Source organism: Enterobacter cloacae complex sp. ECC445 (assembly GCF_021892025.1).
Classification (GTDB): Bacteria; Pseudomonadota; Gammaproteobacteria; order Enterobacterales; family Enterobacteriaceae; genus Enterobacter; species Enterobacter chengduensis.
The window spans coordinates 128461-152321 of sequence record NZ_JAKLRZ010000008.1; the positions used below are offsets into that span (position 1 = coordinate 128461).

22 protein-coding genes and 1 pseudogene are annotated in these 23861 nt (G+C 56.6%); 18 read left to right on the forward strand and 5 right to left on the reverse strand.

Going from position 1 to position 23861, the window contains the following annotated elements; genetic code table 11:
- Position 1 precedes the first annotated feature (1 nt).
- From thrB to L6R44_RS09890, 3 genes are all read left to right on the forward strand, one after another.
- On the forward strand, positions 2–931 hold the full coding sequence (gene thrB / locus L6R44_RS09880; protein WP_237424025.1) for a homoserine kinase: 930 nt from the start codon (positions 2–4) through the stop codon (positions 929–931).
- A gap of 3 nt (positions 932–934) precedes the next feature.
- Positions 935–2221, forward strand: a complete 1287-nt coding sequence (gene thrC / locus L6R44_RS09885; protein WP_237424026.1) for a threonine synthase — start codon at positions 935–937, stop codon at positions 2219–2221.
- A gap of 291 nt (positions 2222–2512) precedes the next feature.
- Entirely contained in the window at positions 2513–2809 is a 297-nt protein-coding gene (locus L6R44_RS09890; protein ID WP_032644011.1) for a DUF2502 domain-containing protein, read from the forward strand.
- Positions 2810–2841: 32 nt separating this feature from the next.
- Here L6R44_RS09890 and yaaA read toward each other — a convergent pair whose 3' ends face one another.
- Both yaaA and L6R44_RS09900 read right to left on the reverse strand, forming a co-directional pair.
- Complete coding sequence (yaaA, locus tag L6R44_RS09895; protein ID WP_237424027.1) at positions 2842–3615, reverse strand: peroxide stress protein YaaA; 774 nt, start codon at positions 3613–3615, stop codon at positions 2842–2844.
- Positions 3616–3681: 66 nt separating this feature from the next.
- Entirely contained in the window at positions 3682–5112 is a 1431-nt protein-coding gene (locus L6R44_RS09900; RefSeq protein ID WP_237424028.1) for an alanine/glycine:cation symporter family protein, read from the reverse strand.
- A 262-nt stretch (positions 5113–5374) separates the two neighbouring features.
- Between L6R44_RS09900 and tal the strand changes: the two genes are divergently transcribed.
- The 3 genes from tal to L6R44_RS09915 all read left to right on the forward strand — a co-directional run bounded on the left by tal (position 5375) and on the right by L6R44_RS09915 (position 8471).
- Positions 5375–6328: a transaldolase gene (tal, locus tag L6R44_RS09905; RefSeq protein WP_032644014.1), complete on the forward strand. Its 954-nt coding sequence runs from the start codon at positions 5375–5377 to the stop codon at positions 6326–6328.
- A 110-nt stretch (positions 6329–6438) separates the two neighbouring features.
- Positions 6439–7026 (forward strand): molybdopterin adenylyltransferase, encoded by a 588-nt coding sequence (gene mog / locus L6R44_RS09910; RefSeq protein WP_032644015.1) that lies wholly within the window; start codon positions 6439–6441, stop codon positions 7024–7026.
- A gap of 122 nt (positions 7027–7148) precedes the next feature.
- Positions 7149–8471, forward strand: coding sequence for an MFS transporter (locus L6R44_RS09915; RefSeq protein ID WP_237424029.1), 1323 nt, complete (start codon positions 7149–7151; stop codon positions 8469–8471).
- Here L6R44_RS09915 and satP read toward each other — a convergent pair.
- A complete protein-coding gene (gene satP, locus L6R44_RS09920) occupies positions 8448–9014 on the reverse strand; it encodes an acetate uptake transporter (RefSeq protein ID WP_237424030.1) in 567 nt (188 codons plus the stop codon). The two genes, L6R44_RS09915 and satP, sit on opposite strands and share 24 nt — an antisense overlap.
- A 296-nt stretch (positions 9015–9310) precedes the next feature.
- On the opposite strand from satP, the gene dnaK reads away from it, so the two are divergent.
- The 4 genes from dnaK (at position 9311) to nhaR (ending at position 14762) form a co-directional block, all read left to right on the forward strand.
- A complete protein-coding gene (dnaK, locus tag L6R44_RS09925) occupies positions 9311–11224 on the forward strand; it encodes a molecular chaperone DnaK (RefSeq protein ID WP_023310346.1) in 1914 nt (637 codons plus the stop codon).
- Positions 11225–11311: 87 nt separating this feature from the next.
- Entirely contained in the window at positions 11312–12457 is a 1146-nt protein-coding gene (dnaJ, locus tag L6R44_RS09930; RefSeq protein WP_023310347.1) for a molecular chaperone DnaJ, read from the forward strand.
- 171 nt (positions 12458–12628) lie between these two features.
- Entirely contained in the window at positions 12629–13804 is a 1176-nt protein-coding gene (gene nhaA, locus L6R44_RS09935; RefSeq protein ID WP_237424031.1) for a Na+/H+ antiporter NhaA, read from the forward strand.
- A gap of 58 nt (positions 13805–13862) precedes the next feature.
- Positions 13863–14762, forward strand: a complete 900-nt coding sequence (gene nhaR / locus L6R44_RS09940) for a transcriptional activator NhaR (protein ID WP_032644020.1) — start codon at positions 13863–13865, stop codon at positions 14760–14762.
- Between the two features lie 57 nt (positions 14763–14819).
- On the opposite strand, the gene rpsT is transcribed toward nhaR, so the two are convergent.
- Positions 14820–15083 carry a 30S ribosomal protein S20 gene (gene rpsT / locus L6R44_RS09945; protein ID WP_003856458.1) on the reverse strand — a complete coding sequence of 88 codons (264 nt, stop codon included), beginning with the start codon at positions 15081–15083 and terminating at the stop codon, positions 14820–14822.
- 101 nt (positions 15084–15184) lie between these two features.
- Here rpsT and L6R44_RS09950 point away from each other — a divergent pair.
- From L6R44_RS09950 to dapB, 7 genes and pseudogenes are all read left to right on the forward strand, one after another.
- A pseudogene (locus L6R44_RS09950) lies at positions 15185–15403 on the forward strand (DUF2575 domain-containing protein).
- A gap of 7 nt (positions 15404–15410) precedes the next feature.
- Positions 15411–16337 carry a bifunctional riboflavin kinase/FAD synthetase gene (ribF, locus tag L6R44_RS09955; protein ID WP_032644021.1) on the forward strand — a complete coding sequence of 309 codons (927 nt, stop codon included), beginning with the start codon at positions 15411–15413 and terminating at the stop codon, positions 16335–16337.
- Positions 16338–16382: 45 nt separating this feature from the next.
- Positions 16383–19199 carry an isoleucine--tRNA ligase gene (ileS, locus tag L6R44_RS09960; protein ID WP_032644022.1) on the forward strand — a complete coding sequence of 939 codons (2817 nt, stop codon included), beginning with the start codon at positions 16383–16385 and terminating at the stop codon, positions 19197–19199.
- On the forward strand, positions 19199–19699 hold the full coding sequence (gene lspA / locus L6R44_RS09965) for a signal peptidase II (protein WP_032644023.1): 501 nt from the start codon (positions 19199–19201) through the stop codon (positions 19697–19699). The genes ileS and lspA overlap by 1 nt, the downstream gene beginning before the upstream one ends.
- A gap of 118 nt (positions 19700–19817) precedes the next feature.
- Positions 19818–20267, forward strand: coding sequence for an FKBP-type peptidyl-prolyl cis-trans isomerase (gene fkpB / locus L6R44_RS09970; protein WP_003856450.1), 450 nt, complete (start codon positions 19818–19820; stop codon positions 20265–20267).
- A 1-nt stretch (position 20268) separates the two neighbouring features.
- Positions 20269–21219 carry a 4-hydroxy-3-methylbut-2-enyl diphosphate reductase gene (gene ispH, locus L6R44_RS09975; protein WP_237424032.1) on the forward strand — a complete coding sequence of 317 codons (951 nt, stop codon included), beginning with the start codon at positions 20269–20271 and terminating at the stop codon, positions 21217–21219.
- Positions 21220–21424: 205 nt separating this feature from the next.
- Entirely contained in the window at positions 21425–22246 is an 822-nt protein-coding gene (gene dapB / locus L6R44_RS09980) for a 4-hydroxy-tetrahydrodipicolinate reductase (RefSeq protein ID WP_237424033.1), read from the forward strand.
- 114 nt (positions 22247–22360) lie between these two features.
- On the opposite strand, the gene L6R44_RS09985 is transcribed toward dapB, so the two are convergent.
- A complete protein-coding gene (locus L6R44_RS09985; protein ID WP_237424034.1) occupies positions 22361–22519 on the reverse strand; it encodes a hypothetical protein in 159 nt (52 codons plus the stop codon).
- Positions 22520–22700: 181 nt separating this feature from the next.
- Between L6R44_RS09985 and carA the strand changes: the two genes are divergently transcribed.
- Positions 22701–23849, forward strand: coding sequence for a glutamine-hydrolyzing carbamoyl-phosphate synthase small subunit (carA, locus tag L6R44_RS09990; RefSeq protein ID WP_237424035.1), 1149 nt, complete (start codon positions 22701–22703; stop codon positions 23847–23849).
- Positions 23850–23861 lie beyond the last annotated feature (12 nt).

Consider the following 23861-nt stretch of genomic DNA (forward strand, 5'->3'; position numbering starts at 1 on the left):
CATGGTCAAAGTTTATGCCCCGGCTTCCAGCGCGAATATGAGCGTCGGATTTGACGTGCTGGGCGCGGCGGTGACGCCGGTGGATGGTTCGCTGCTGGGCGATACGGTGACGGTGGAAGCGGCAGACAGCTTCAGCCTGAATAACGTGGGCCGCTTCGCCAGCAAGCTGCCGACGGAGCCGCGCGAGAATATCGTCTATCAGTGCTGGGAACGCTTCTGTCAGGAGATCGGTAAAAACGTGCCGGTTGCCATGACGCTGGAAAAAAGTATGCCGATTGGCTCGGGCCTGGGCTCCAGCGCCTGTTCCGTGGTCGCCGCGCTGGTGGCGATGAACGAGCACTGCGGCAAGCCGCTGAACAATAACCGGCTGCTGGGGTTAATGGGCGAGCTGGAAGGGCGCATTTCAGGCAGCATTCACTATGACAACGTGGCGCCGTGCTTCCTCGGCGGCATGCAGCTGATGATCGAAGAAAATGGCATCATCAGCCAGCAGGTGCCAGGGTTTGATGAGTGGCTGTGGGTGCTGGCCTATCCGGGCATTAAGGTGTCTACCGCGGAAGCGCGTGCGATCCTGCCCGCGCAGTATCGTCGTCAGGACTGTATCGCCCACGGGCGTCATCTGGCGGGCTTTATCCACGCCTGCTACACCCGTCAGCCGCAGCTGGCGGCCAAGCTGATGAAGGACGTCATTGCCGAGCCGTACCGCACAAAGCTGCTGCCCGGCTTTAACGAGGCGCGGCAGGCATCAATGGATATCGGCGCGCAGGCGTGCGGCATTTCCGGCTCTGGCCCGACGCTGTTCGCCCTTTGCGACAAGCCTGACACCGCGCAGCGCGTGGCGGACTGGCTCTCTAAACACTACCTGCAAAATCAGGAAGGCTTTGTTCATATTTGCCGTCTGGACACGGCTGGCGCACGAGTACTGGGATAATTAATGAAACTCTACAACCTTAAAGATCATAACGAGCAGGTCAGCTTCGCGCAGGCGGTGACTCAGGGACTGGGCAAAAATCAGGGGCTGTTTTTCCCGCACGACCTGCCGGAATTCCAGCTGACCGAGATTGATGAGCTGCTGAAGCAGGACTTTGTCACGCGCAGCACCAAAATTCTCTCCGCGTTTATCGGTGATGAAATCCCGCAGGAGCTGCTGGAAGAGCGCGTGCGCGCGGCGTTTGCGTTCCCGGCGCCGGTTCAGCAGGTTGAGCCTGACGTTGGCTGCCTGGAGCTGTTCCACGGCCCGACCCTGGCGTTTAAAGACTTCGGCGGCCGCTTTATGGCGCAGATGCTGACCCACATCAGCGGCGATAAACCGGTGACCATCCTGACCGCAACTTCCGGAGATACCGGCGCGGCGGTGGCACACGCGTTCTACGGCCTGAAAAACGTCCGCGTGGTGATCCTCTATCCGAAAGGCAAAATCAGCCCGCTGCAGGAGAAACTGTTCTGCACCCTCGGCGGCAACATTGAAACCGTGGCAATTGACGGCGATTTCGATGCCTGCCAGGCGCTGGTCAAGCAGGCCTTCGACGACGAAGAGCTGAAGGTGGCCCTGGGGCTGAACTCCGCCAACTCCATCAACATCAGCCGTCTGCTGGCGCAGATCTGCTACTACTTCGAAGCGGTAGCGCAGCTGCCGCAGGACGCGCGCAACCAGCTGGTGATCTCCGTGCCGAGCGGTAACTTCGGCGATCTGACGGCGGGCCTGCTGGCGAAGTCCCTGGGGCTGCCGGTGAAGCGCTTTATCGCCGCCACCAACGCCAACGACACCGTGCCGCGCTTCCTCAAAGACGGGAAGTGGGCGCCGAACGCCACGCAGGCGACGCTCTCCAACGCGATGGACGTGTCCCAGCCAAACAACTGGCCGCGCGTGGAAGAGCTGTTCCGCCGTAAGATCTGGCGTCTGGGTGACCTGGGCTACGCTGCGGTGACGGATGAGACCACCAAAGCAACGATGCGCGAGCTGAAGGCGGTGGGGTATACCTCTGAGCCTCACGCGGCGATTGCCTACCGCGCGCTGCGCGACCAGCTTAACCCGGGTGAGTATGGCCTGTTCCTCGGCACCGCGCATCCGGCGAAGTTCAAGGAGAGCGTGGAAGCGATCCTCGGCGAAACGCTGCCGCTGCCGAAAGAGCTGGCCGAGCGTGCCGACCTGCCGCTGCTGTCTCATGAGCTGCCGGCAGACTTTGCCGCGCTGCGTAAGCTGATGATGGCTCGAGCGTGATTTTTTGCCCGGTGGCGCTTCGCTTACCGGGCCTACAATCCCCCTGAACGTAGGCCGGGTAAGCGCAGCGTCACCCGGCAACAGCAGCACTCAACCGAGGCCGGGTAAGGCGAAGCCGCCACCCGGCTTTTTTGTGAAGAAATTAAGGAGAAAAATAGCAGGGAAAAAGCAGAAATTCCCAATAAATGCGGTCACTTAGCGTTTAGGATTGCAGAGAATAACATCCCCCGTTCCCCTCGCGTAATCTCCTTACATCGGCCCACGTTGGGCAACGTTAATAAGGAGTCACCGATGTCTACACTGAAACCTGTGCTGATTGCGCTTTCACTGATGCTGGTCGCTCCCATGGCGGTTCAGGCATCTGAAATCACCCTCGTCCCTGCGGTCAAACTGCAGATTGGCGACCGGGACAATAGCGGGCACTACTGGGACGGCGGTCGCTGGCGCGACCATGACTGGTGGAAGGCGCATTATGACTGGCGCGATAACCACTGGCGTCCACACGATGAGCATCGCGATCGTGACCACCATCATGACGATCGTCACCATGACGATCCTCGTCCGGGCCCGGACTGGAAACATCACTAATGCAAAACCCCGCCAGCAGGCGGGGTTTATTTTTACTGCTCGTGGCGCTTAAACACCAGCTCACCTTTCCCTGACGACGCTTCGTCAAAGAAATAGCCTTCGCTGTTAAAGGCTGTCAGCTGCTCCGGCTTCGTCAGGCGGTTCTGGATGATGTAGCGGCTCATCAGGCCGCGCGCTTTCTTGGCGTAGAAGCTGATCACCTTGAACTTACCGTTCTTCTCGTCGAGGAACACCGGCTTGACGATCTCCGCATCCAGCTTTTTCGGCTTCACCGACCTGTAGTATTCATCGGACGCCAGGTTAATCACCACGTTATCGCCCTGGGCGCGCAGCGCCGCGTTGAGCTTGTCGGTGATAATATCGCCCCAGAAATGGTACAGGTCTTTGCCTTTGGTATTCTCCAGGCGAATGCCCATCTCCAGACGGTACGGCTGCATCAGATCCAGCGGGCGCAGTACGCCGTACAGACCCGACAGCATGCGCAGATGCTGCTGGGCAAAATCGAAATCGGCTTCGCTAAAATCTTCCGCCTGCAGGCCGGTGTAGACATCGCCTTTAAACGCCAGAATCGCCTGTCGAGCGTTAGACGGGGTGAAATCCGGATGCCATTCGTGGAATCGGGTCGCGTTAAGATCGGCCAGCTTGTCGCTGATGCTCATCAGCGAGGCGATTTGCGGCGCGGAGAGCCTGCGCGCTTCGCGGATCAGCTGTTGCGAGTAGTCCAGCAGTTCAGGCTGGGTATAGCGCTCGGTGGCGAGCGGGCTCTGGTAGTCGAGCGTTTTTGCAGGTGAAATCAGAATCAGCATATCCAGTCCTTGCAGGAAATTTAGAGCGACTTTAGCAAAAAATCGCCCTGGATTGATCGATAGCTGTTATTGCCGGGGCAAATCATCCCACGTGCCGGGGGCAAGCTGCGCCTTAATATCGGGATAGCGGGCGGGATTAAAGACCGGCGGAACGCCGAGCTTCCGCTGACGCAGATAGTCTCTGGCAATCAGGCTCACCACGGGGGAGAGCAGCAGGATCGCCGTAAGGTTAGTGATCGCCATCAGCGCCATAATGATATCGGCCAGCTGCCAGACCAGCGGCATGCTGAGCAAGGAACCGGCTATTACCATCAGTATGACCCCCAGGCGCAGCGTCCCGATGGCGGCGCGTGAGTCGAGCTTCAGGAAAAAAAGGTTATTTTCAGCGTAGAGGTAGTTCACCACAATCGAACTGAAGGCAAACAAGGTCAGGATGAGCGAGACAAATCCTGCTCCCCAGCCGCCCGTCAGGTTCACCAGCGCCTGCTGTAGAAGCTGTATCCCGGCGGTTCCTGACGCATGCGGCACGGGGCCAGCCAGCAGCAAAATCATGGCGCTGGCGGAACAGATGATGATGGTATCGGTAAAGACGCCAATCATCTGCACAATGCCCTGTGCGGCCGGGTGCGGCGGCCAGGAAGCGGCGGCAGCGGCCGCGTTAGGGGTTGACCCCATACCGGCTTCATTGGAGAACATGCCGCGCTGGAAACCCGCCATCAGCGCCTGGCTGAAGGTGTAGCCCAGCGCCCCGGAGGCCACCTCGCGCCAGCCAAAGGCGCTTTTGACGATGGTCGCCATCACGCCCGGTACCTGGTCGATATGCAGGGCGGCGGCGAACAGGCTCGCGACAACCCAGAGTAGCGCCATAATGGGAACCAGCCACTGCATCAGGCGGGCGACGCCCCTGAGACCGGCAGAAATGGTGAGCAGAACGACGAGAGCTAAAACGAGACCGGCGAGCCATTCCGGGCAGGAAAAGGCATAGCGCAGGGCATGGGCGACAGAGTTCGCCTGGACGGTATTAAAAATAAGGCCGTACGCGAGCAGTAAAAAAAGCGAGAACAGGACGCCCATCCAGCGCATCCCCAGACCACGCGCCATGTACCAGGCCGGGCCGCCGCGAAACTGTCCGCTTTTATCCTTCTCTTTGTAGAGTTGCGCGAGCGAACTTTCGGCAAAGGAGGTGGCCATTCCGAGTAGCGCCGTTACCCACATCCAGAAGACCGCGCCTGGCCCGCCGGCGCTGATGGCGAGGGCAACGCCCGCCAGATTGCCGCTGCCGAGGCGTGCCGCCAGGCTGGTGCAAAGGGCCTGGAATGACGTTAATCCGCCCGGCTGGGGCGTAACGCTGTTTTTCAGACTTCTGCCAAACTTGCGGATATAGCGAAACTGGATAAACCCGCTGCGTAGCGTAAACCAGATACCCGCTCCCAGAAGCAGGTAGATCATTATCGAGCCCCAGAGGACTTCGTTAATAAAGAAAAAGAAATCAGGCATTAACGTCCCTCTTGTTGATGCCAACGTGAATATGTAAGCGCTACCACTGATTGAGCATGCTGTTGCTTAGCAGCCTGTTAATATTACGAGTTTATCATACTCTGCCTAAGCGCACTGTCTGCGGTTGCGCTACCCCTCCGTCGTGTTATCATCAGGGCAGACCGGTTACATCCCCCTAACAAGTAAACCTGTCATTTTTCCGCTGCAGGCATGCTGTCGGTAGCGTGAATTATCCAGGGCACGTTAAAAGAGAAACACTATCATGACGGATAAATTGACCTCCCTTCGTCAGTTCACCACTGTCGTAGCTGACACCGGAGATATCGCGGCAATGAAGCTGTACCAGCCGCAGGATGCCACAACCAACCCTTCTCTGATCCTTAACGCCGCACAGATCCCTGAGTATCGCAAACTGATTGACGACGCAGTGACCTGGGCGAAAGCGCAGAGCAACGACCGCGCGCAGCAGATTGTGGATGCCACCGACAAGCTGGCCGTGAACATCGGTCTGGAAATCCTGAAGCTGGTTCCTGGCCGTATTTCTACCGAAGTGGATGCGCGTCTCTCCTACGACACCGAAGCGTCTATCGCGAAAGCGAAACGTCTGATCAAAATGTACAACGACGCGGGCATCAGCAACGATCGTATCCTGATCAAGCTGGCCTCCACCTGGCAGGGTATTCGCGCGGCCGAGCAGCTGGAAAAAGACGGTATCAACTGTAACCTGACCCTGCTGTTCTCCTTCGCGCAGGCGCGTGCATGTGCAGAAGCGGGCGTATACCTGATTTCTCCGTTCGTGGGCCGTATTCTGGACTGGTATAAAGCCAACACCGATAAGAAAGAGTACGCACCGGCTGAAGATCCAGGCGTGGTTTCTGTGACTGAAATCTACGAATACTACAAACAGCACGGCTATGAGACCGTGGTGATGGGCGCAAGCTTCCGTAACGTCGGTGAAATCATCGAGCTGGCTGGCTGTGACCGCCTGACCATCGCGCCTGCGCTGCTGAAAGAGCTGGCGGAAAGCGAAGGCACTATCGAGCGTAAGCTGTCTTATACCGGTGAAGTGAAAGCGCGCCCAGAGCGCATCACGGAATCCGAGTTCCTGTGGCAGCACAACCAGGATCCAATGGCAGTAGACAAGCTGGCGGACGGTATCCGCAAGTTTGCTGTTGACCAGGGCAAACTGGAAAAAATGATCGGCGACCTGCTGTAATCATTCCGCGTGACCGGGCTTCCGGTCACGCGACTGCTTTCCCACCCTGTCTGAATCCCCTCTCTGCGTGTATCATTCCCTTTAATCAGTACTCTTTGAATGGAATGAATATGAATACCTTACGCATCGGCCTGGTGTCGATTTCTGACCGCGCCTCCAGCGGCGTTTACCAGGATAAAGGCATCCCCGCTCTGGAAGAGTGGCTTAGCAGCGCGCTGACCTCCCCGTTTGAGATCCAGACGCGCCTGATCCCTGACGAACAGCCGATCATCGAGCAGACGCTTTGCGAGCTGGTGGATGAGATGAGCTGCCACCTTGTGCTGACGACGGGCGGAACCGGCCCCGCGCGCCGCGACGTGACGCCTGACGCGACGCTGGCTATCGCCGACCGCGAAATGCCGGGCTTCGGTGAACAGATGCGCCAGATCAGTCTACACTTTGTTCCGACGGCGATTCTTTCCCGCCAGGTTGGGGTGATCCGCAAGCAGGCGTTGATTCTCAACCTGCCGGGCCAGCCGAAGTCGATCAAAGAGACCCTGGAAGGCCTGAAGGGGGAGGATGGCAGCGTCATCGTTCACGGCATCTTTGCAAGCGTACCGTATTGTATACAGCTGCTTGACGGTCCTTATGTCGAAACCGATGAGAACGTGGTAGCAGCTTTTCGTCCTAAAAACGCTCGTCGCGAAACAATCTCCTGAAATTAATCAATATGTGACATTAGCTGAAGCGGCGATAGCGTGGTAACGCTTTTACGGTATAGTAATTTTTTCTTTACGATTGCTGTAAAAATAAATCCACAATAAACGCATAATGGTTCGCTATGTCACATAACACCCGACCTCTGAATCGTCAGGACTACAAAACCCTTACGCTCGCGGCCCTGGGCGGCGCGCTGGAGTTTTACGACTTTATCATCTTCGTCTTCTTCGCCGCCGTGCTGGGGGAGCTCTTCTTCCCGGCGGATATCCCGGAGTGGCTGCGTCAGGTGCAAACCTTCGGCATTTTTGCTGCCGGGTATCTGGCGCGTCCGCTGGGCGGCATCATCATGGCGCACTTTGGCGATCTGGTCGGGCGTAAGAAGATGTTTACCCTCAGTATCCTGCTGATGGCCGTGCCGACGCTGGCCATTGGTCTGCTGCCCACCTATGCCTCAATGGGCATTCTCGCGCCGCTGCTGCTGCTGCTGATGCGCGTCCTGCAGGGGGCGGCGATTGGCGGTGAAGTGCCGGGCGCGTGGGTGTTTGTCGCGGAGCATGTTCCGGCGCGCCGCATTGGTATCGCCTGCGGAACCTTAACGGCGGGGCTGACCGTCGGGATCCTGCTCGGTTCGGTGGTCGCAACGATTGTGAACACCAGCATGACGCAGCAGGCCGTACACGACTGGGGCTGGCGGATCCCGTTCCTGCTGGGCGGGGCGTTTGGTCTGGTCGCGATGTACCTGCGCCGCTGGCTGCAGGAGACGCCCATTTTCCTTGAGATGCAGCAGCGCAAGGCGCTGGCGCAGGAGCTGCCGGTGAAGGCGGTGGTGGTGCGCCATAAAAAAGCGGTGGTGGTGTCGATGCTGCTCACCTGGCTACTCTCGGCGGGCATCGTGGTGGTGATACTGATGTCCCCGGTGTGGCTGCAAAAACAGTACGGTTTCGCCCCTGCCGTGACGCTACAGGCGAACAGCATTGCGACAATCATGCTCTGCTTTGGCTGTCTGGCCGCCGGGCTGGCGGCAGATCGTTTCGGTGCCAGCGTCACCTTTATTGTCGGCAGCCTGCTGATGGCCGCATCAAGCTGGGCGTTTTACCATCTTGCAGGCAGCCATCCTGAACAGCTGTTCCTGCTGTACGGCACGGTGGGGCTGTGCGTGGGCGTAGTGGGTGCTGTGCCTTACGTCATGGTGCGAGCTTTCCCGCCCGAGGTACGCTTCACCGGGATCTCATTTTCCTACAACGTGTCGTATGCCATTTTCGGTGGGCTGACGCCGATTGCGGTGACGGTGCTGATGGGCGTGTCTCCCATGGCGCCGGCCTGGTACGTGCTGGCGCTCTCGCTGTTGGGGCTGGGATTAGGAATTTGGTTGGGGCAGATGCGGGGATGTCGTGCCCGCGAGGCGGACACGACAGAGGGATCAGTGTTTTTCACCAATCGGTAAAACGGTGCGCTCAAACTGCTCGTTCAGCACTTCACCCATTGCGAGGTAGATAGCGCTCGCGCCGCACACCAGACCAATCCAGCCTGCTGCGTGAACGATGCCTTCGTTATCCACAAGGTGACCGATCGCCAGGAGGGCGAACAGTACGGTCAGGCTCAGGAAAACGAACTGCAGCATGCGGTTACCTTTCAGGGTGCCGAAGAACATGAACAGGGTGAAGACGCCCCACAGGCCCAGGTAAACGCCCAGGAAGTGGGCGTTTGCCGCGTCTGCCATGCCCATTTTAGGCAGCAGCAGAATGGCAACCAGGGTCAGCCAGAAAGAACCGTAAGAGGTGAAGGCGGTTAAGCCGAAGGTGTTGCCTTTCTTATATTCCAGCAGGCCCGCGAAGATTTGCGCGATACCGCCGTAAAAAATGCCCATCGCCAGGATGATGCCATCCATCGGGAACATCCCGATATTGTGCAGGTTCAGCAGGATAGTGGTCATGCCAAAACCCATCAGGCCCAGCGGAGCCGGATTAGCCAACTTAGTGTTGCCCATAAGTCCTCAAAAAAATCATCATTAATATGGTGAAATGGTTAAACCCGCGTCAGTTCTCCCTGACGGGGCGCGGCATCATAATGGGCGCAATTGATGGCGTCTATGATCTCATCAGGGTGAAATTAAAATTTTTTTTATGCTTCCCCCTTGATGGATGCCGCCGCGACCCCATCTTGTAGTCAACCGCAGTGTGTGGACCTGAAAAAAATCAAATCTGGGCAGTTGAAAAAGCACGTTCTGCCCTTATTACAGGTACACAACCACATGTTGACTGAATTTTTAGTGGAGACGTTTAGATGGGTAAAATTATTGGTATCGACCTGGGTACGACCAACTCTTGTGTAGCGATTATGGATGGCACTACTGCACGCGTGCTGGAGAACGCCGAGGGCGATCGCACCACGCCTTCTATCATTGCTTATACCCAGGATGGTGAAACTCTGGTTGGTCAGCCGGCTAAACGTCAGGCAGTGACAAACCCGCAAAACACCCTGTTTGCGATTAAACGCCTGATTGGTCGCCGCTTCCAGGATGAAGAAGTTCAGCGTGACGTTTCTATCATGCCTTACAAAATCATCGCGGCAGATAACGGCGATGCATGGCTTGATGTGAAAGGCACCAAAACGGCACCACCGCAGATCTCTGCTGAAGTGCTGAAAAAAATGAAGAAAACCGCTGAAGATTACCTGGGTGAGCCGGTAACTGAGGCTGTTATTACCGTTCCTGCATACTTCAACGATGCTCAGCGTCAGGCAACCAAAGATGCTGGCCGTATTGCAGGTCTGGAAGTGAAACGTATCATCAACGAACCAACCGCAGCTGCGCTGGCTTACGGTCTGGATAAAGAAGTCGGCAACCGTACTATCGCGGTTTACGACCTCGGTGGTGGTACCTTCGATATCTCTATTATCGAAATCGACGAAGTTGACGGCGAAAAAACCTTCGAAGTTCTGGCAACCAACGGTGATACCCACCTGGGTGGTGAAGACTTCGATACCCGTCTGATTAACTACCTCGTTGACGAGTTTAAGAAAGATCAGGGCATTGACCTGCGTAACGACCCGCTGGCCATGCAGCGCCTGAAAGAAGCCGCTGAGAAAGCGAAGATCGAACTGTCTTCCGCCCAGCAGACCGACGTGAACCTGCCGTACATCACCGCAGACGCGACCGGTCCTAAACACATGAACATCAAAGTGACCCGTGCGAAACTGGAAAGCCTGGTCGAAGACCTGGTGAACCGTTCTATCGAGCCGCTGAAAGTTGCTCTGCAGGACGCTGGCCTGTCCGTATCCGATATCCAGGACGTTATCCTGGTCGGTGGTCAGACCCGTATGCCAATGGTTCAGAAGAAAGTGGCTGAGTTCTTTGGTAAAGAGCCACGTAAAGACGTTAACCCGGACGAAGCGGTGGCAATCGGTGCTGCGGTTCAGGGTGGCGTACTGACCGGTGAAGTGAAAGACGTACTGCTGCTGGACGTTACCCCGCTGTCTCTGGGTATCGAAACCATGGGCGGTGTGATGACTGCGCTCATCAACAAAAACACCACCATCCCAACGAAGCACAGCCAGGTGTTCTCTACCGCTGAAGACAACCAGTCTGCGGTAACCATCCATGTGATTCAGGGTGAGCGTAAGCGTGCGGCGGATAACAAATCTCTGGGTCAGTTCAACCTGGACGGTATTAACCCTGCACCGCGCGGCATGCCGCAGATCGAAGTCACCTTCGACATCGATGCTGACGGTATTCTGCACGTGTCTGCGAAAGACAAAAACAGCGGTAAAGAGCAGAAGATCACCATCAAGGCATCTTCTGGCCTGAACGAAGCGGAAATCGAAAAAATGGTTCGCGATGCCGAAGCTAACGCGGAATCCGACCGTAAGTTCGAAGAGCTGGTTCAGACCCGTAACCAGGGCGACCATCTGCTGCACAGCACCCGTAAGCAGGTTGAAGAAGCTGGCGATAAGCTGCCAGCGGAAGACAAAACTGCAATCGAAGCTGCACTGAGCGCGCTGGAATCCTCACTGAAAGGTGAAGATAAAGCGGACATCGAAGCGAAGATGCAGGAGCTGGCACAGGCTTCCCAGAAGCTGATGGAAATCGCTCAGCAGCAGCACGCTCAGCAGCAGGCGGGCGCTGACGCTTCGGCGAACAACGCGAAAGACGACGACGTTGTCGACGCTGAGTTCGAAGAAGTTAAAGATAAAAAATAATCGCCCTGATGCAGGGTAATTAATCGGCACGGGCGTAGGAGAACTCTCCACGCCCGTGCTCGCATGTTAAGGGGCTTAAAAAAACCAATGGCAAAGCAAGACTATTACGAGATTTTAGGCGTTCCGAAAACTGCGGAAGAGCGTGAAATCAAAAAGGCGTACAAGCGCCTGGCCATGAAATTCCACCCGGACCGTAATCAGGGTGACAAAGAGGCTGAAGCCAAATTTAAAGAGATCAAAGAAGCCTACGAAGTCCTGACCGATGCACAAAAACGTGCGGCCTATGACCAGTATGGCCACGCGGCCTTTGAACAGGGCGGCATGGGCGGCGGTGGATTCGGTGGCGGCGGCTTCGGCGGCGGCGCTGACTTCAGCGATATCTTTGGCGATGTATTTGGCGACATCTTCGGCGGCGGTCGTGGCCGTCAGCGCGCGGCGCGCGGCGCGGACCTGCGCTACAACATGGAGCTGACGCTGGAAGAGGCCGTTCGCGGCGTCACCAAAGAGATCCGTATCCCGACGCTGGAAGAGTGTGACGTTTGCCACGGCAGCGGCGCGAAAGCGGGTACGCAGCCGCAGACCTGTCCAACCTGCCACGGTTCGGGCCAGGTACAGATGCGTCAGGGCTTCTTTGCGGTACAGCAGGCCTGTCCACACTGTCACGGACGCGGTACGCTGATTAAAGATCCGTGCACCAAATGCCACGGCCACGGTCGCGTTGAGAAAACCAAGACTCTGTCCGTTAAAATCCCGGCTGGCGTCGATACGGGCGACCGCATCCGTCTGGCGGGTGAGGGCGAAGCAGGGGAGCACGGCGCACCGGCTGGCGACCTGTACGTTCAGGTGCAGGTGAAACAGCACGCTATCTTCGAGCGCGAAGGGAACAACCTGTACTGTGAAGTGCCGATCAACTTCGCGATGGCGGCACTGGGCGGCGAAATCGAAGTCCCGACGCTGGACGGTCGCGTGAACCTGAAAGTGCCAGGCGAAACCCAGACCGGCAAGCTGTTCCGCATGCGCGGGAAAGGCGTTAAATCCGTTCGCGGCGGTGCGCAGGGCGACCTGCTGTGCCGCGTCGTGGTTGAAACCCCGGTTGGCCTGAACGACAAGCAGAAGCAGCTGCTGAAAGAGCTGCAGGAGAGCTTTGGCGGCCCGACGGGTGAGAAAAACAGCCCGCGCTCCAAAAGCTTCTTCGATGGCGTCAAAAAATTCTTCGATGATTTGACCCGTTAATCTGTTCGCAGGTTTTATTCGCCAAGGCCCGGAAGCAATTCCGGGCTTTTTCTATTTATGGGTATTGCTCGGTAAAACTGAATCTATACTCAATATTAATCTGTTTTTGCCGAGCTATCTGGCTTGGTATTATGGTTTTATCGAGGTATTGTTGTAGCAGAGAGAATTAAAGTGAAATTACTACACCGTTTTTTTAGCAGTGAGGCGTCCGGCGGCGCGATCCTGATTATTGCCGCTGCGGCCGCGATGGTGCTGGCTAACCTTGGCAGTACGCAGGGGATCTACCATGCATTTCTGGAAACGCCCGTTGAGCTGAAGGTCGGGGCGCTTGAAATTAACAAGAACATGCTGCTGTGGATCAACGATGCGCTGATGGCGGTGTTCTTCCTGCTCGTCGGGCTTGAGGTTAAGCGCGAGCTGGTGCTGGGCTCGCTTGCCAGCCGCCAGCGTGCGGCGTTTCCGGTGATTGCCGCGCTTGGGGGCATGGTGGTGCCGGCGCTGCTCTTCCTGGCGTTCACCTGGCAGGATCCGATCGCCCGTCACGGCTGGGCGATCCCGGCGGCGACGGATATCGCCTTTGCGCTCGGGGTGCTGGCATTACTGGGAAGCCGCGTGCCGGTGGCCCTGAAAATCTTCCTGATGGCGCTGGCGATCATCGATGACCTGGGCGCCATTGTGATTATCGCGCTGTTCTACACCAGCGATCTGTCGATCCTGTCCCTGAGCGTGGCCGCCGGGGCGATTGCGGTGCTGGCGCTGCTGAACATCTTTAACGTGCGCCGCATCGGTATCTATATCCTGGTGGGGATGGTGCTGTGGACGGCGGTGCTGAAATCGGGCGTACACGCAACGCTCGCCGGCGTGATCGTCGGCTTCTTCGTGCCGCTTAAGCCGCAGGACGGCAAGTCGCCCGCTAAACAGCTGGAGCATGTGCTGCACCCGTGGGTCGCCTTTATGATCCTGCCGCTGTTTGCGTTTGCCAACGCGGGCGTTTCCCTCGGCGGCGTGACGCTGGACGGGCTGACGTCCGTGCTGCCGCTGGGCATTATCGCCGGGCTGTTTATCGGCAAGCCGCTGGGGATTAGCCTCTTCTGCTGGCTGGCAACGAAGCTGAAGCTGGCGTCATTGCCGCACGGTACCACCTTTAAGCAGATTATGGCCGTCGGCGTGCTGTGCGGTATTGGGTTTACGATGTCGATCTTTATCTCGACGCTGGCGTTTGGCGCACATGCGCCTGAGCTTATCGTCTGGGCTAAACTCGGCATTCTCATTGGCTCATTGCTGGCTGCGGTAATCGGCTACACCTTGTTGAAGACGAAACTGTCCGGACAGGCCGTCCAGGCATAACGGAACTCCGGGAGGAGGCGCTCCTCCTCCCGATACAGACTCAGGGAGAGAAGACGCGATGTCTCATTTGAATTACAACCATCTGTACTACTTCTGGCACGTCTATAAACAGGGCTCGGTGGTGGGGGCGGCAGAGGCGCTTTACCTGACGCCGCAAACCATTACCGGCCAAATCAAGGCGCTGGAAGAACGCCTGCAGGGCAAGCTCTTCAAGCGCAAGGGGCGTGGGATTGAACCAACCGAACTCGGGGAACTGGTTTTTCGCTACGCGGACAAGATGTTCACGCTGAGTCAGGAGATGCTCGACATCGTCAACTACCGCAAAGAGTCTAACCTGCTCTTTGACGTCGGCGTGGCGGATGCGCTGTCGAAACGGCTGGTCAGCGGCGTGCTGGATGCGGCGGTAGTGGAAGATGAACAAATCCACCTGCGCTGCTTTGAATCTACCCATGAGATGCTGCTGGAACAGCTAAGCCAGCACAAGCTGGACATGATTATCTCGGACTGCCCCATCGATTCCACCCAGCAGGAAGGGCTGTTCTCGGTGAAGATTGGCGAATGCGGGGTCAGCTTCTGGTGTATTAACCCGCCGCCGGAGAAGCCGTTCCCTGCGTGCCTTGAAGAGCGCCGTCTGCTGGTGCCGGGAAGACGCTCTATGCTCGGACGCAAGCTGCTGAACTGGTTTAACTCCCAGGGGCTAAAGGTAGAAATCCTCGGTGAGTTCGACGATGCGGCGCTGATGAAAGCCTTTGGCGAAGCGCATAATGCGATCTTCGTTGCGCCGACGCTGTACGCGCACGATCTCTATTCGGACGACAGGATTACGGAGATAGGCCGAGTGGATAACGTGATGGAGGAGTACCACGCCATATTTGCCGAACGGATGATTCAGCACCCGGCGGTGCAGCGAATCTGTAACCGTGACTACTCGGCGCTGTTTACGCCACCGGCAATCTGAAGGCATAAAAAAACCCGCGTTAAGCGGGTTCTTTAAACAAGCAACAACAAATAGCGATTAAGCCAGTTTGTTGATCTGCGCGGTCAGGTTTGCTTTATGACGCGCTGCTTTGTTTTTGTGGATCAGACCTTTAGCAGCCTGACGATCCACGATTGGTTGCATTTCGTTAAATGCGTTCTGCGCTGCAGCTTTGTCGCCTGCTTCGATTGCTGCGTATACTTTCTTGATGAAAGTACGCATCATAGAGCGACGGCTTGCGTTGTGCTTACGAGCCTTTTCAGACTGAACGGCACGTTTCTTAGCTGATTTGATATTAGCCAAGTCCAACTCCCAAATATGTTCTATGTGGACAATTCAAAGGCCGAGGAATATGCCCTCTTTGCCTTCTTTTGTCAATGGATTTGTGCAAATAAGCGCCGTTAATGAGCGACGCTACGTTACGTAGTGATGGCGCAGGATTCTACCAGCTTGTCTTTCGTGAATACAGCCTTTCGGCATAAAAATCGCAGTTCACGAGCAGATTTTTTCGCTGCGAAAGGTCAGCCTGATGAAATCATTACGGCTTTCTCTTTTGCGCGAACAATCGCCGGTTAACCTTAACCGCTGTACAAGGTATACTTTGGCGATTTTCACTGTTTTGAGCCAGACATGAAGCTGATACGCGGCATACATAATCTCAGCAGCGCACCGCACGGGTGCGTGCTGACCATTGGTAATTTCGACGGCGTGCATCGTGGTCATCAGGCGCTGTTGCAGGGATTGCGTAAAGAAGGGGAGGCTCGTGGTCTGCCCGTTGTAGTGATGATTTTCGAACCGCAGCCGCTGGAGCTGTTCGCGGGCGATAAATCTCCCGCCCGTCTTACACGCCTGCGCGAGAAATTGCGCTATCTGGCAGAGTCCGGGGTGGACTATGTATTGTGCGTACGGTTCGATCGTCGCTTTGCCGCGCTGACAGCACAAAATTTCGTCAGCGACCTGCTGGTTAAGCGTCTTGGCGTGCAGTTTCTTGCCGTGGGCGATGATTTCCGCTTTGGCGCTGGTCGTCAGGGCGATTTCTTGCTATTACAGAAGGCTGGTCTGGAGTACGGATTTGACGTCACCAGCGCGATGACTTTCTGTGAAGGCGGCGTGCGCGTCAGCAGCACGGCGGTTCGTCGGGCACTGGCCGATGACGAACTGGATACGGCGGAAACCCTGCTGGGGCATCCGTTCACTATCTCTGGCCGCGTGGTCCATGGCGATGCGCTGGGCCGCACGATAGGCTTCCCGACGGCGAATATACCGCTGCGCCGTCAGGTTTCCCCGGTTAAAGGGGTTTATGCGGTGGAAGTGGCTGGACTGGGCGATAAACCGTTTTACGGCGTCGCCAACATTGGCACGCGTCCGACCGTCGCCGGTGTGCGTCAACAGTTAGAAGTGCACCTGCTGGACGTTGTAATGGACCTGTATGGTCGCCATATAGATGTGATACTGCGTAAAAAAATACGCAACGAGCAGCGATTTGGTTCGCTGGATGAACTGAAAGCGCAAATTGCGCGAGATGAATTGACGGCCCGCGAGTTTTTTGGGCTTTGAACCCGGCTTAACTGCCTACGTGATAAATACGGAACCGAGAATCTGATGAGTGACTATAAATCAACCCTGAATTTGCCGGAAACAGGGTTCCCGATGCGCGGCGATCTCGCCAAGCGCGAACCGGGAATGCTGGCGCGTTGGACCGATGATGACCTGTACGGCATCATTCGTGCAGCCAAAAAAGGCAAAAAAACCTTCATTCTGCATGATGGCCCTCCATATGCGAATGGCAGCATTCATATTGGTCACTCGGTTAACAAGATTCTGAAAGACATTATCGTGAAGTCCAAAGGCCTCACGGGATATGACTCGCCTTACGTTCCGGGCTGGGACTGCCACGGTCTGCCAATCGAGCTGAAAGTTGAGCAAGAGTTCGGCAAGCCGGGTGAAAAGTTCACCGCCGCCGAGTTCCGAGCGAAGTGCCGCGAATACGCCGCTACGCAGGTTGACGGTCAGCGCGCTGACTTCATCCGTCTGGGCGTGCTGGGCGACTGGTCGCACCCGTACCTGACCATGGACTTCAAAACTGAAGCCAACATCATCCGTGCGCTGGGTAAAATCATCGGTAACGGCCACCTGCACAAAGGCGCTAAGCCGGTGCACTGGTGCGTGGACTGCCGCTCTGCGCTGGCGGAAGCGGAAGTCGAGTATTACGACAAAACCTCTCCTTCTATCGACGTGGCCTTCCACGCGGTGGATCAGGATGCGGTGAAAGCCAAGTTTGGCGTGTCGTCCGTTAATGGCCCAATCTCGCTGGTGATCTGGACCACTACGCCGTGGACCCTGCCAGCCAACCGCGCGATCTCCCTGTCCGGTGAGTTTGAATATGCGCTGGTGCAGGTTGACGGTCAGGCGCTGATTCTGGCAAAAGATCTGGTTGAAAGCGTGCTGAAGCGCGCGCATATCGCCGACTACACCGTGCTGGGCACCGTGAAAGGTGACGCGCTGGAGCTGATGCGCTTCAAGCACCCGTTCCTCGACTTCGACGTTCCGGCAATCCTGGGCGACCACGTGACGCTGGAAGCGGGTACCGGTGCGGTACATACCGCCGGTGGCCACGGTCCTGACGACTACAACATCAGCCTGAAGTACGGTCTGGAAATCGCTAACCCGGTCGGTCCGGACGGCTCGTATCTGCCTGGCACCTACCCGGCGCTGGACGGTATCAACGTCTTCAAAGCGAACGACATCATCGTCGACATGCTGCGCACCAGCGGCGCGCTGCTGCACGTTGAAAAAATGCAGCACAGCTATCCGTGCTGCTGGCGTCATAAGACCCCAATCATTTTCCGTGCGACCCCGCAGTGGTTCGTCAGCATGGATCAGAAAGGCCTGCGCGAGCAGTCTCTGAAAGAGATCAAAGGCGTGCAGTGGATCCCGGACTGGGGCCAGGCGCGTATCGAATCCATGGTGGCTAACCGTCCTGACTGGTGTATCTCCCGTCAGCGTACCTGGGGCGTGCCAATGTCTCTGTTCGTGCATAAAGAGACGCAGGAGCTGCACCCGAACACCCTGGAACTGATGGAAGAAGTGGCGAAGCGCGTTGAAGTTGACGGCATTCAGGCATGGTGGGATCTCGACGCCCGCGACATTCTGGGCGCTGACGCAGACAGCTACGAGAAAGTCCCTGATACCCTGGACGTGTGGTTCGACTCCGGGTCTACCCACTCCTCCGTGGTTGACGTGCGTCCGGAGTTTGCCGGTCACGCTGCCGATATGTATCTGGAAGGGTCTGACCAACACCGCGGCTGGTTCATGTCATCGCTGATGATCTCCACCGCCATGAAGGGTAAAGCGCCTTACCGTCAGGTTCTGACTCACGGTTTCACCGTGGATGGTCAGGGTCGTAAGATGTCCAAATCTATCGGTAACACCGTTTCTCCGCAGGACGTGATGAACAAGCTGGGCGCAGACATTCTGCGTCTGTGGGTGGCATCCACCGACTATACCGGCGAAATGGCGGTGTCTGACGAGATCCTGAAGCGCGCTGCCGACAGCTATCGTCGTATCCGTAACACCGCGCGCTTCCTGCTGGCGAACCTGAACGGGTTCGATCCGGCAAAAGACATGGTGAAACCGGAAGAGATGGTCGTTCTGGATCGCTGGGCGGTAGGCTGCGCGAAAGCGGCGCAGGACGATATCCTGAAAGCCTACGAGTCTTACGACTTCCACGAAGTGGTGCAGCGCCTGATGCGCTTCTGCTCCATCGAGATGGGCTCGTTCTACCTCGACATCATTAAAGACCGCCAGTACACCGCGAAGGCGGACAGCGTGGCGCGTCGCAGCTGCCAGACCGCGCTGTTCCACATCGCAGAAGCGCTGGTACGCTGGATGGCGCCGATCATGTCCTTCACCGCGGATGAGATCTGGGGCTACCTGCCGGGCGACCGCGAGAAGTATGTCTTCACGGGCGAGTGGTACGAGGGTCTGTTCGATCTCTCCAGCACCGAAGCGATGAACGATGCCTTCTGGGACGAGCTGCTGAAAGTGCGTGGCGAAGTGAACAAGGTTATCGAGCAGGCGCGTGCAGACAAGAAGGTCGGTGGCTCTCTGGAAGCGGCAGTGACCCTTTACGCCGAACCTGAGCTGGCGGCGAAGCTGACGGCGCTGGGCGATGAATTACGATTTGTCCTGTTGACCTCCGGTGCGAAAGTTGCGGATTATGCCGAGGCCTCTGCTGATGCTCAGCAGAGCGAACTGCTCAAAGGACTGAAAGTCGCGCTGAGCAAAGCCGACGGTGAGAAATGCCCGCGCTGCTGGCATTTCACGACCGACGTCGGCCAGGTGGCGGAACACGCAGACATCTGCGGACGCTGTGTAAGCAACGTCGCCGGTGACGGCGAAAAACGTAAGTTTGCCTGATGAGTAAAACTCTCTGTTCAACAGGACTGCGCTGGCTGTGGCTGGTTGTGGTGGTGCTGATTATCGATCTGGGCAGCAAGTTCCTGATCCTCCAGAATTTCGCTCTGGGGGAGACGGTTCCGCTGTTCCCGTCGCTTAACCTGCACTATGCGCGTAACTACGGCGCAGCGTTTAGTTTCCTTGCCGACAGCGGTGGCTGGCAGCGCTGGTTCTTCGCGGGTATCGCCATCGGTATCTGCGTGATCCTGGCCGTGCTGATGTACCGCTCGAAGGCGACGCAAAAGCTGAATAACATCGCCTACGCGCTGATCATTGGCGGCGCGCTGGGCAACCTGTTTGACCGCCTGTGGCACGGCTTTGTGGTCGATATGATCGACTTTTACGTCGGCGACTGGCACTTCGCGACCTTTAACCTCGCCGATAGCGCCATTTGCATCGGTGCGGCGTTAATCGTGCTGGAAGGCTTCTTGCCTAAACCGGCCGCGAAAGAGCAGGCGTAAGCATGAATGCCGGGTGGCGCTGCGCTTACCCGGCCTACAAAATTTGTGGCCTCCTGTATGCCCGGTAAGCAAAGCGCCACCGGGCAAACAGGCACCCCAAAACAAGCGAGCAATTTGCATGTCTAAATCCGTACAGAGCAACAGCGCGGTTCTCGTTCACTTCACGCTGAAGCTGGATGATGGCTCCACGGCTGAATCCACCCGCAATAACGGTAAACCGGCCCTGTTTCGTCTTGGCGATACCTCCCTGTCTGAAGGTCTTGAGCAGCAGCTTCTGGGTCTGAAAGAGGGTGAGAAAAAAGCCTTTTCGCTGGAGCCGGATGCCGCGTTTGGCGTGCCAAGCCCGGACCTGATCCAGTATTTCTCGCGCCGTGAATTCATGGACGCGGGTGAGCCGGAAATCGGAGCGATTATGCTCTTTACCGCTATGGACGGCAGCGAAATGCCTGGCGTGATCCGCGAAATTAACGGTGACTCCATTACCGTTGATTTCAACCATCCGCTTGCCGGGCGTACCGTTCATTTTGATGTTGAAGTGCTGGAAATCGATCCGGCACTGGAGGCCTGAAATGCAGATCCTGTTGGCTAACCCGCGCGGCTTCTGCGCCGGTGTAGACCGCGCTATCAGCATTGTTGAAAACGCGCTGGAGATCTACGGCGCGCCGATTTACGTGCGTCACGAAGTGGTGCACAACCGCTACGTGGTTGACAGCCTGCGCGAGCGCGGCGCTATCTTTATTGAGCAGATTAGCGAAGTGCCGGACGGTGCGATCCTGATCTTTTCCGCGCACGGCGTCTCGCAGGCGGTGCGTAACGAAGCGAAAAGCCGCGATCTGACCGTCTTCGATGCCACCTGTCCGCTGGTGACAAAAGTGCATATGGAAGTGGCGCGCGCCAGCCGCCGTGGTGAAGAGTCGATTCTGATTGGTCACGCGGGTCACCCGGAAGTCGAAGGTACGATGGGCCAGTACAGCAACCCGGAAGGGGGCATGTACCTGGTGGAGTCGCCGGAAGATGTCCTGATGCTGAACGTCAAAAACGAAGCCCGTCTGTCGTTTATGACCCAGACAACGCTCTCCGTCGACGATACCTCTGACGTGATTGACGCCCTGCGTCAGCGCTTCCCGAAGATCGTCGGGCCGCGTAAAGACGATATCTGCTACGCCACCACCAACCGTCAGGAAGCGGTGCGTGCGCTGGCTGAACGGGCGGATGTGGTGCTGGTGGTCGGCTCTAAGAACTCCTCTAACTCCAACCGTCTGGCCGAACTGGCGCAGCGCATGGGTAAAGCGGCGTTTCTGATCGACGACGCGACGGATATTCAGGAAGCGTGGGTGAAAAACGCAGCCTGCGTCGGCGTAACGGCAGGAGCTTCCGCACCAGATATTCTGGTACAGAACGTCATTTCCCGTCTGCAGGAGCTGGGCGGTGGCGAAGCGGTGCCGCTGGAAGGACGCGAAGAGAACATCGTTTTCGAAGTCCCGAAAGAACTGCGCATCGACGCCCGCGAAGTGGAATAATCCCTTATCTGATGAAAGGCCAGCATCTCATGTGCTGGCCTTTTTTTTGCCCCGTACTTTATCGTGACGACAAAATCATGTCTTTTACTGATATTTAAGTCGGTTTCACGTTAAATTCTAATTATCGGTGTTTTCAGTTGGCAGCCTTTGCGAAGGCTGGTTAATCTGAAAACGATTTACATCATTTTAACGTAAGAGAATAACTATGCATGATGCACAGATCCGTGTCGCCATTGCGGGCGCGGGTGGACGTATGGGCCGTCAGTTGATTCAGGCGGCACTTCAGATGGATGGCGTGGCGCTTGGCGCGGCGCTGGAGCGTGAAGGCTCGTCGCTTCTGGGCACCGATGCCGGTGAGCTGGCGGGCGCAGGCCACACGGGCGTTACCGTACAAAGCAGCCTGGAGGCGGTTAAGGATGACTTCGATGTCTTCATCGATTTTACCCGCCCGGAAGGGACGCTCGCGCATCTGGCGTTCTGTCGTCAGCACGGCAAGGGGATGGTGATCGGCACCACCGGTTTCGACGACGCGGGCAAGCAGGCCATCCAGGATGCATCGAAAGAGATTGCGATTGTCTTCGCGGCAAACTTTAGCGTAGGCGTTAACGTCATGCTGAAGCTGCTGGAGAAGGCTGCGAAGGTGATGGGCAACTACACCGACATTGAGATTGTTGAAGCGCATCACCGTTACAAAGTCGATGCGCCATCAGGCACGGCGCTGGCGATGGGCGAAGCGATTGCTCATGCACTCGATAAAGACTTAAAGGACTGCGCGGTCTATACCCGCGAAGGTTACACCGGCGAACGCGTCCCGGGCACCATCGGTTTCGCAACCGTACGTGCGGGTGACATCGTCGGCGAACACACCGCGATGTTCGCCGATATTGGCGAACGCGTTGAAATTACGCATAAAGCGTCCAGCCGAATGACGTTTGCTAACGGTGCCGTACGTTCCGCTCTGTGGTTAAAAGAGAAGAAAAGCGGTCTTTTTGATATGCGAGACGTGCTCGACCTCAACAATTTGTAAGCATTATTACCCATCGTGATGTGGTTATTGCAGTCGTAATTGTTTGATTGCATAGGGCAATATTTTATTGCCCTTTTATTTTGTTGGTTTTATTCCTGTTTTGATTTAAAGTCATTAAAAGTAGATGTATTCCTCTTGATTTACGTTGCTGAAATGTAAATTTTGACCATTTGGTCCACTTTTAGATACCGTGCCGCCTCTTTTTTTATTAAACCCGACGCGCAAGCGTTTTCCGCAGTGATTTACCTGATCTTTTTGTCGCTTAAGCTGCATTCCGCTCTCCAGGCCTGCAAAAGACTAAACAAAATATCCGTTTTAAGTTGACTTTTACCCACCAAATCTCCAGAATGCCGCCGTTTGCCAAAAATCCGCTGGCAACACATTTGCATTGATCCATGACATGGTTATGAATTAATATGCAAATAAAGTGAGTGAATATTCTCTGGAGGGTGTTTTGATTAAGTCAGCGCTATTGGTTCTGGAAGACGGAACCCAGTTTATCGGTCGGGCCATAGGGGCAACGGGTTCGGCGGTTGGGGAAGTCGTTTTCAATACTTCAATGACCGGTTATCAAGAAATCCTCACTGATCCTTCCTATTCTCGCCAAATCGTTACTCTTACTTATCCTCATATCGGCAATGTCGGCACCAATGCGGCTGACGAAGAGTCCTCTCAGGTACATGCGCAAGGCCTGGTCATTCGCGACCTGCCGCTGATTGCCAGCAACTTCCGCAGCACCGAAGACCTCTCTTCCTACCTGAAGCGCCATAACATCGTAGCGATTGCCGATATCGATACCCGTAAGTTAACGCGTCTGCTGCGCGAGAAGGGTGCACAAAACGGCTGCATCATCGCGGGTGATAACCTCGATGCGGCCCTGGCGCTGGAAAAAGCGAAAGCCTTCCCGGGCCTGAACGGCATGGACCTGGCGAAAGAAGTGACGACCGCTGAAGCCTACAGCTGGACGCAGGGTAGCTGGACGCTGGAAGGCGACCTGCCGGAAGCGAAACCAGAGAGCGAGCTGCCGTTCCACGTGGTGGCCTACGATTTTGGCGCCAAGCGCAACATCCTGCGCATGCTGGTTGACCGCGGCTGCCGCCTGACGGTTGTGCCGGCGCAAACGTCCGCCGAAGACGTGCTGAAGATGAATCCGGACGGTATTTTCCTGTCCAACGGTCCTGGCGACCCGGCGCCGTGCGATTACGCCATCGCCGCCATCAAGTCCTTCCTGGAAACCGACATTCCGGTATTCGGCATCTGCCTCGGCCATCAGCTGCTGGCCCTGGCGAGCGGTGCTAACACCGTCAAGATGAAGTTCGGCCACCACGGTGGCAACCACCCGGTGAAAGACATTGATAACAACACGGTGATGATCACCGCGCAGAACCACGGCTTTGCCGTCGATGAAGCGTCAATGCCGGCTAACCTGCGCGTGACGCACAAATCGCTGTTCGATGGCACCCTGCAGGGCATTCATCGTACTGATAAGCCAGCGTTCAGCTTCCAGGGCCACCCGGAAGCCAGCCCGGGCCCGCACGACGCCGCGCCGCTGTTCGATCACTTCATCGAACTTATCGAGCAATACCGTAAGACCGCTAAATAATCAGGAGCCGAG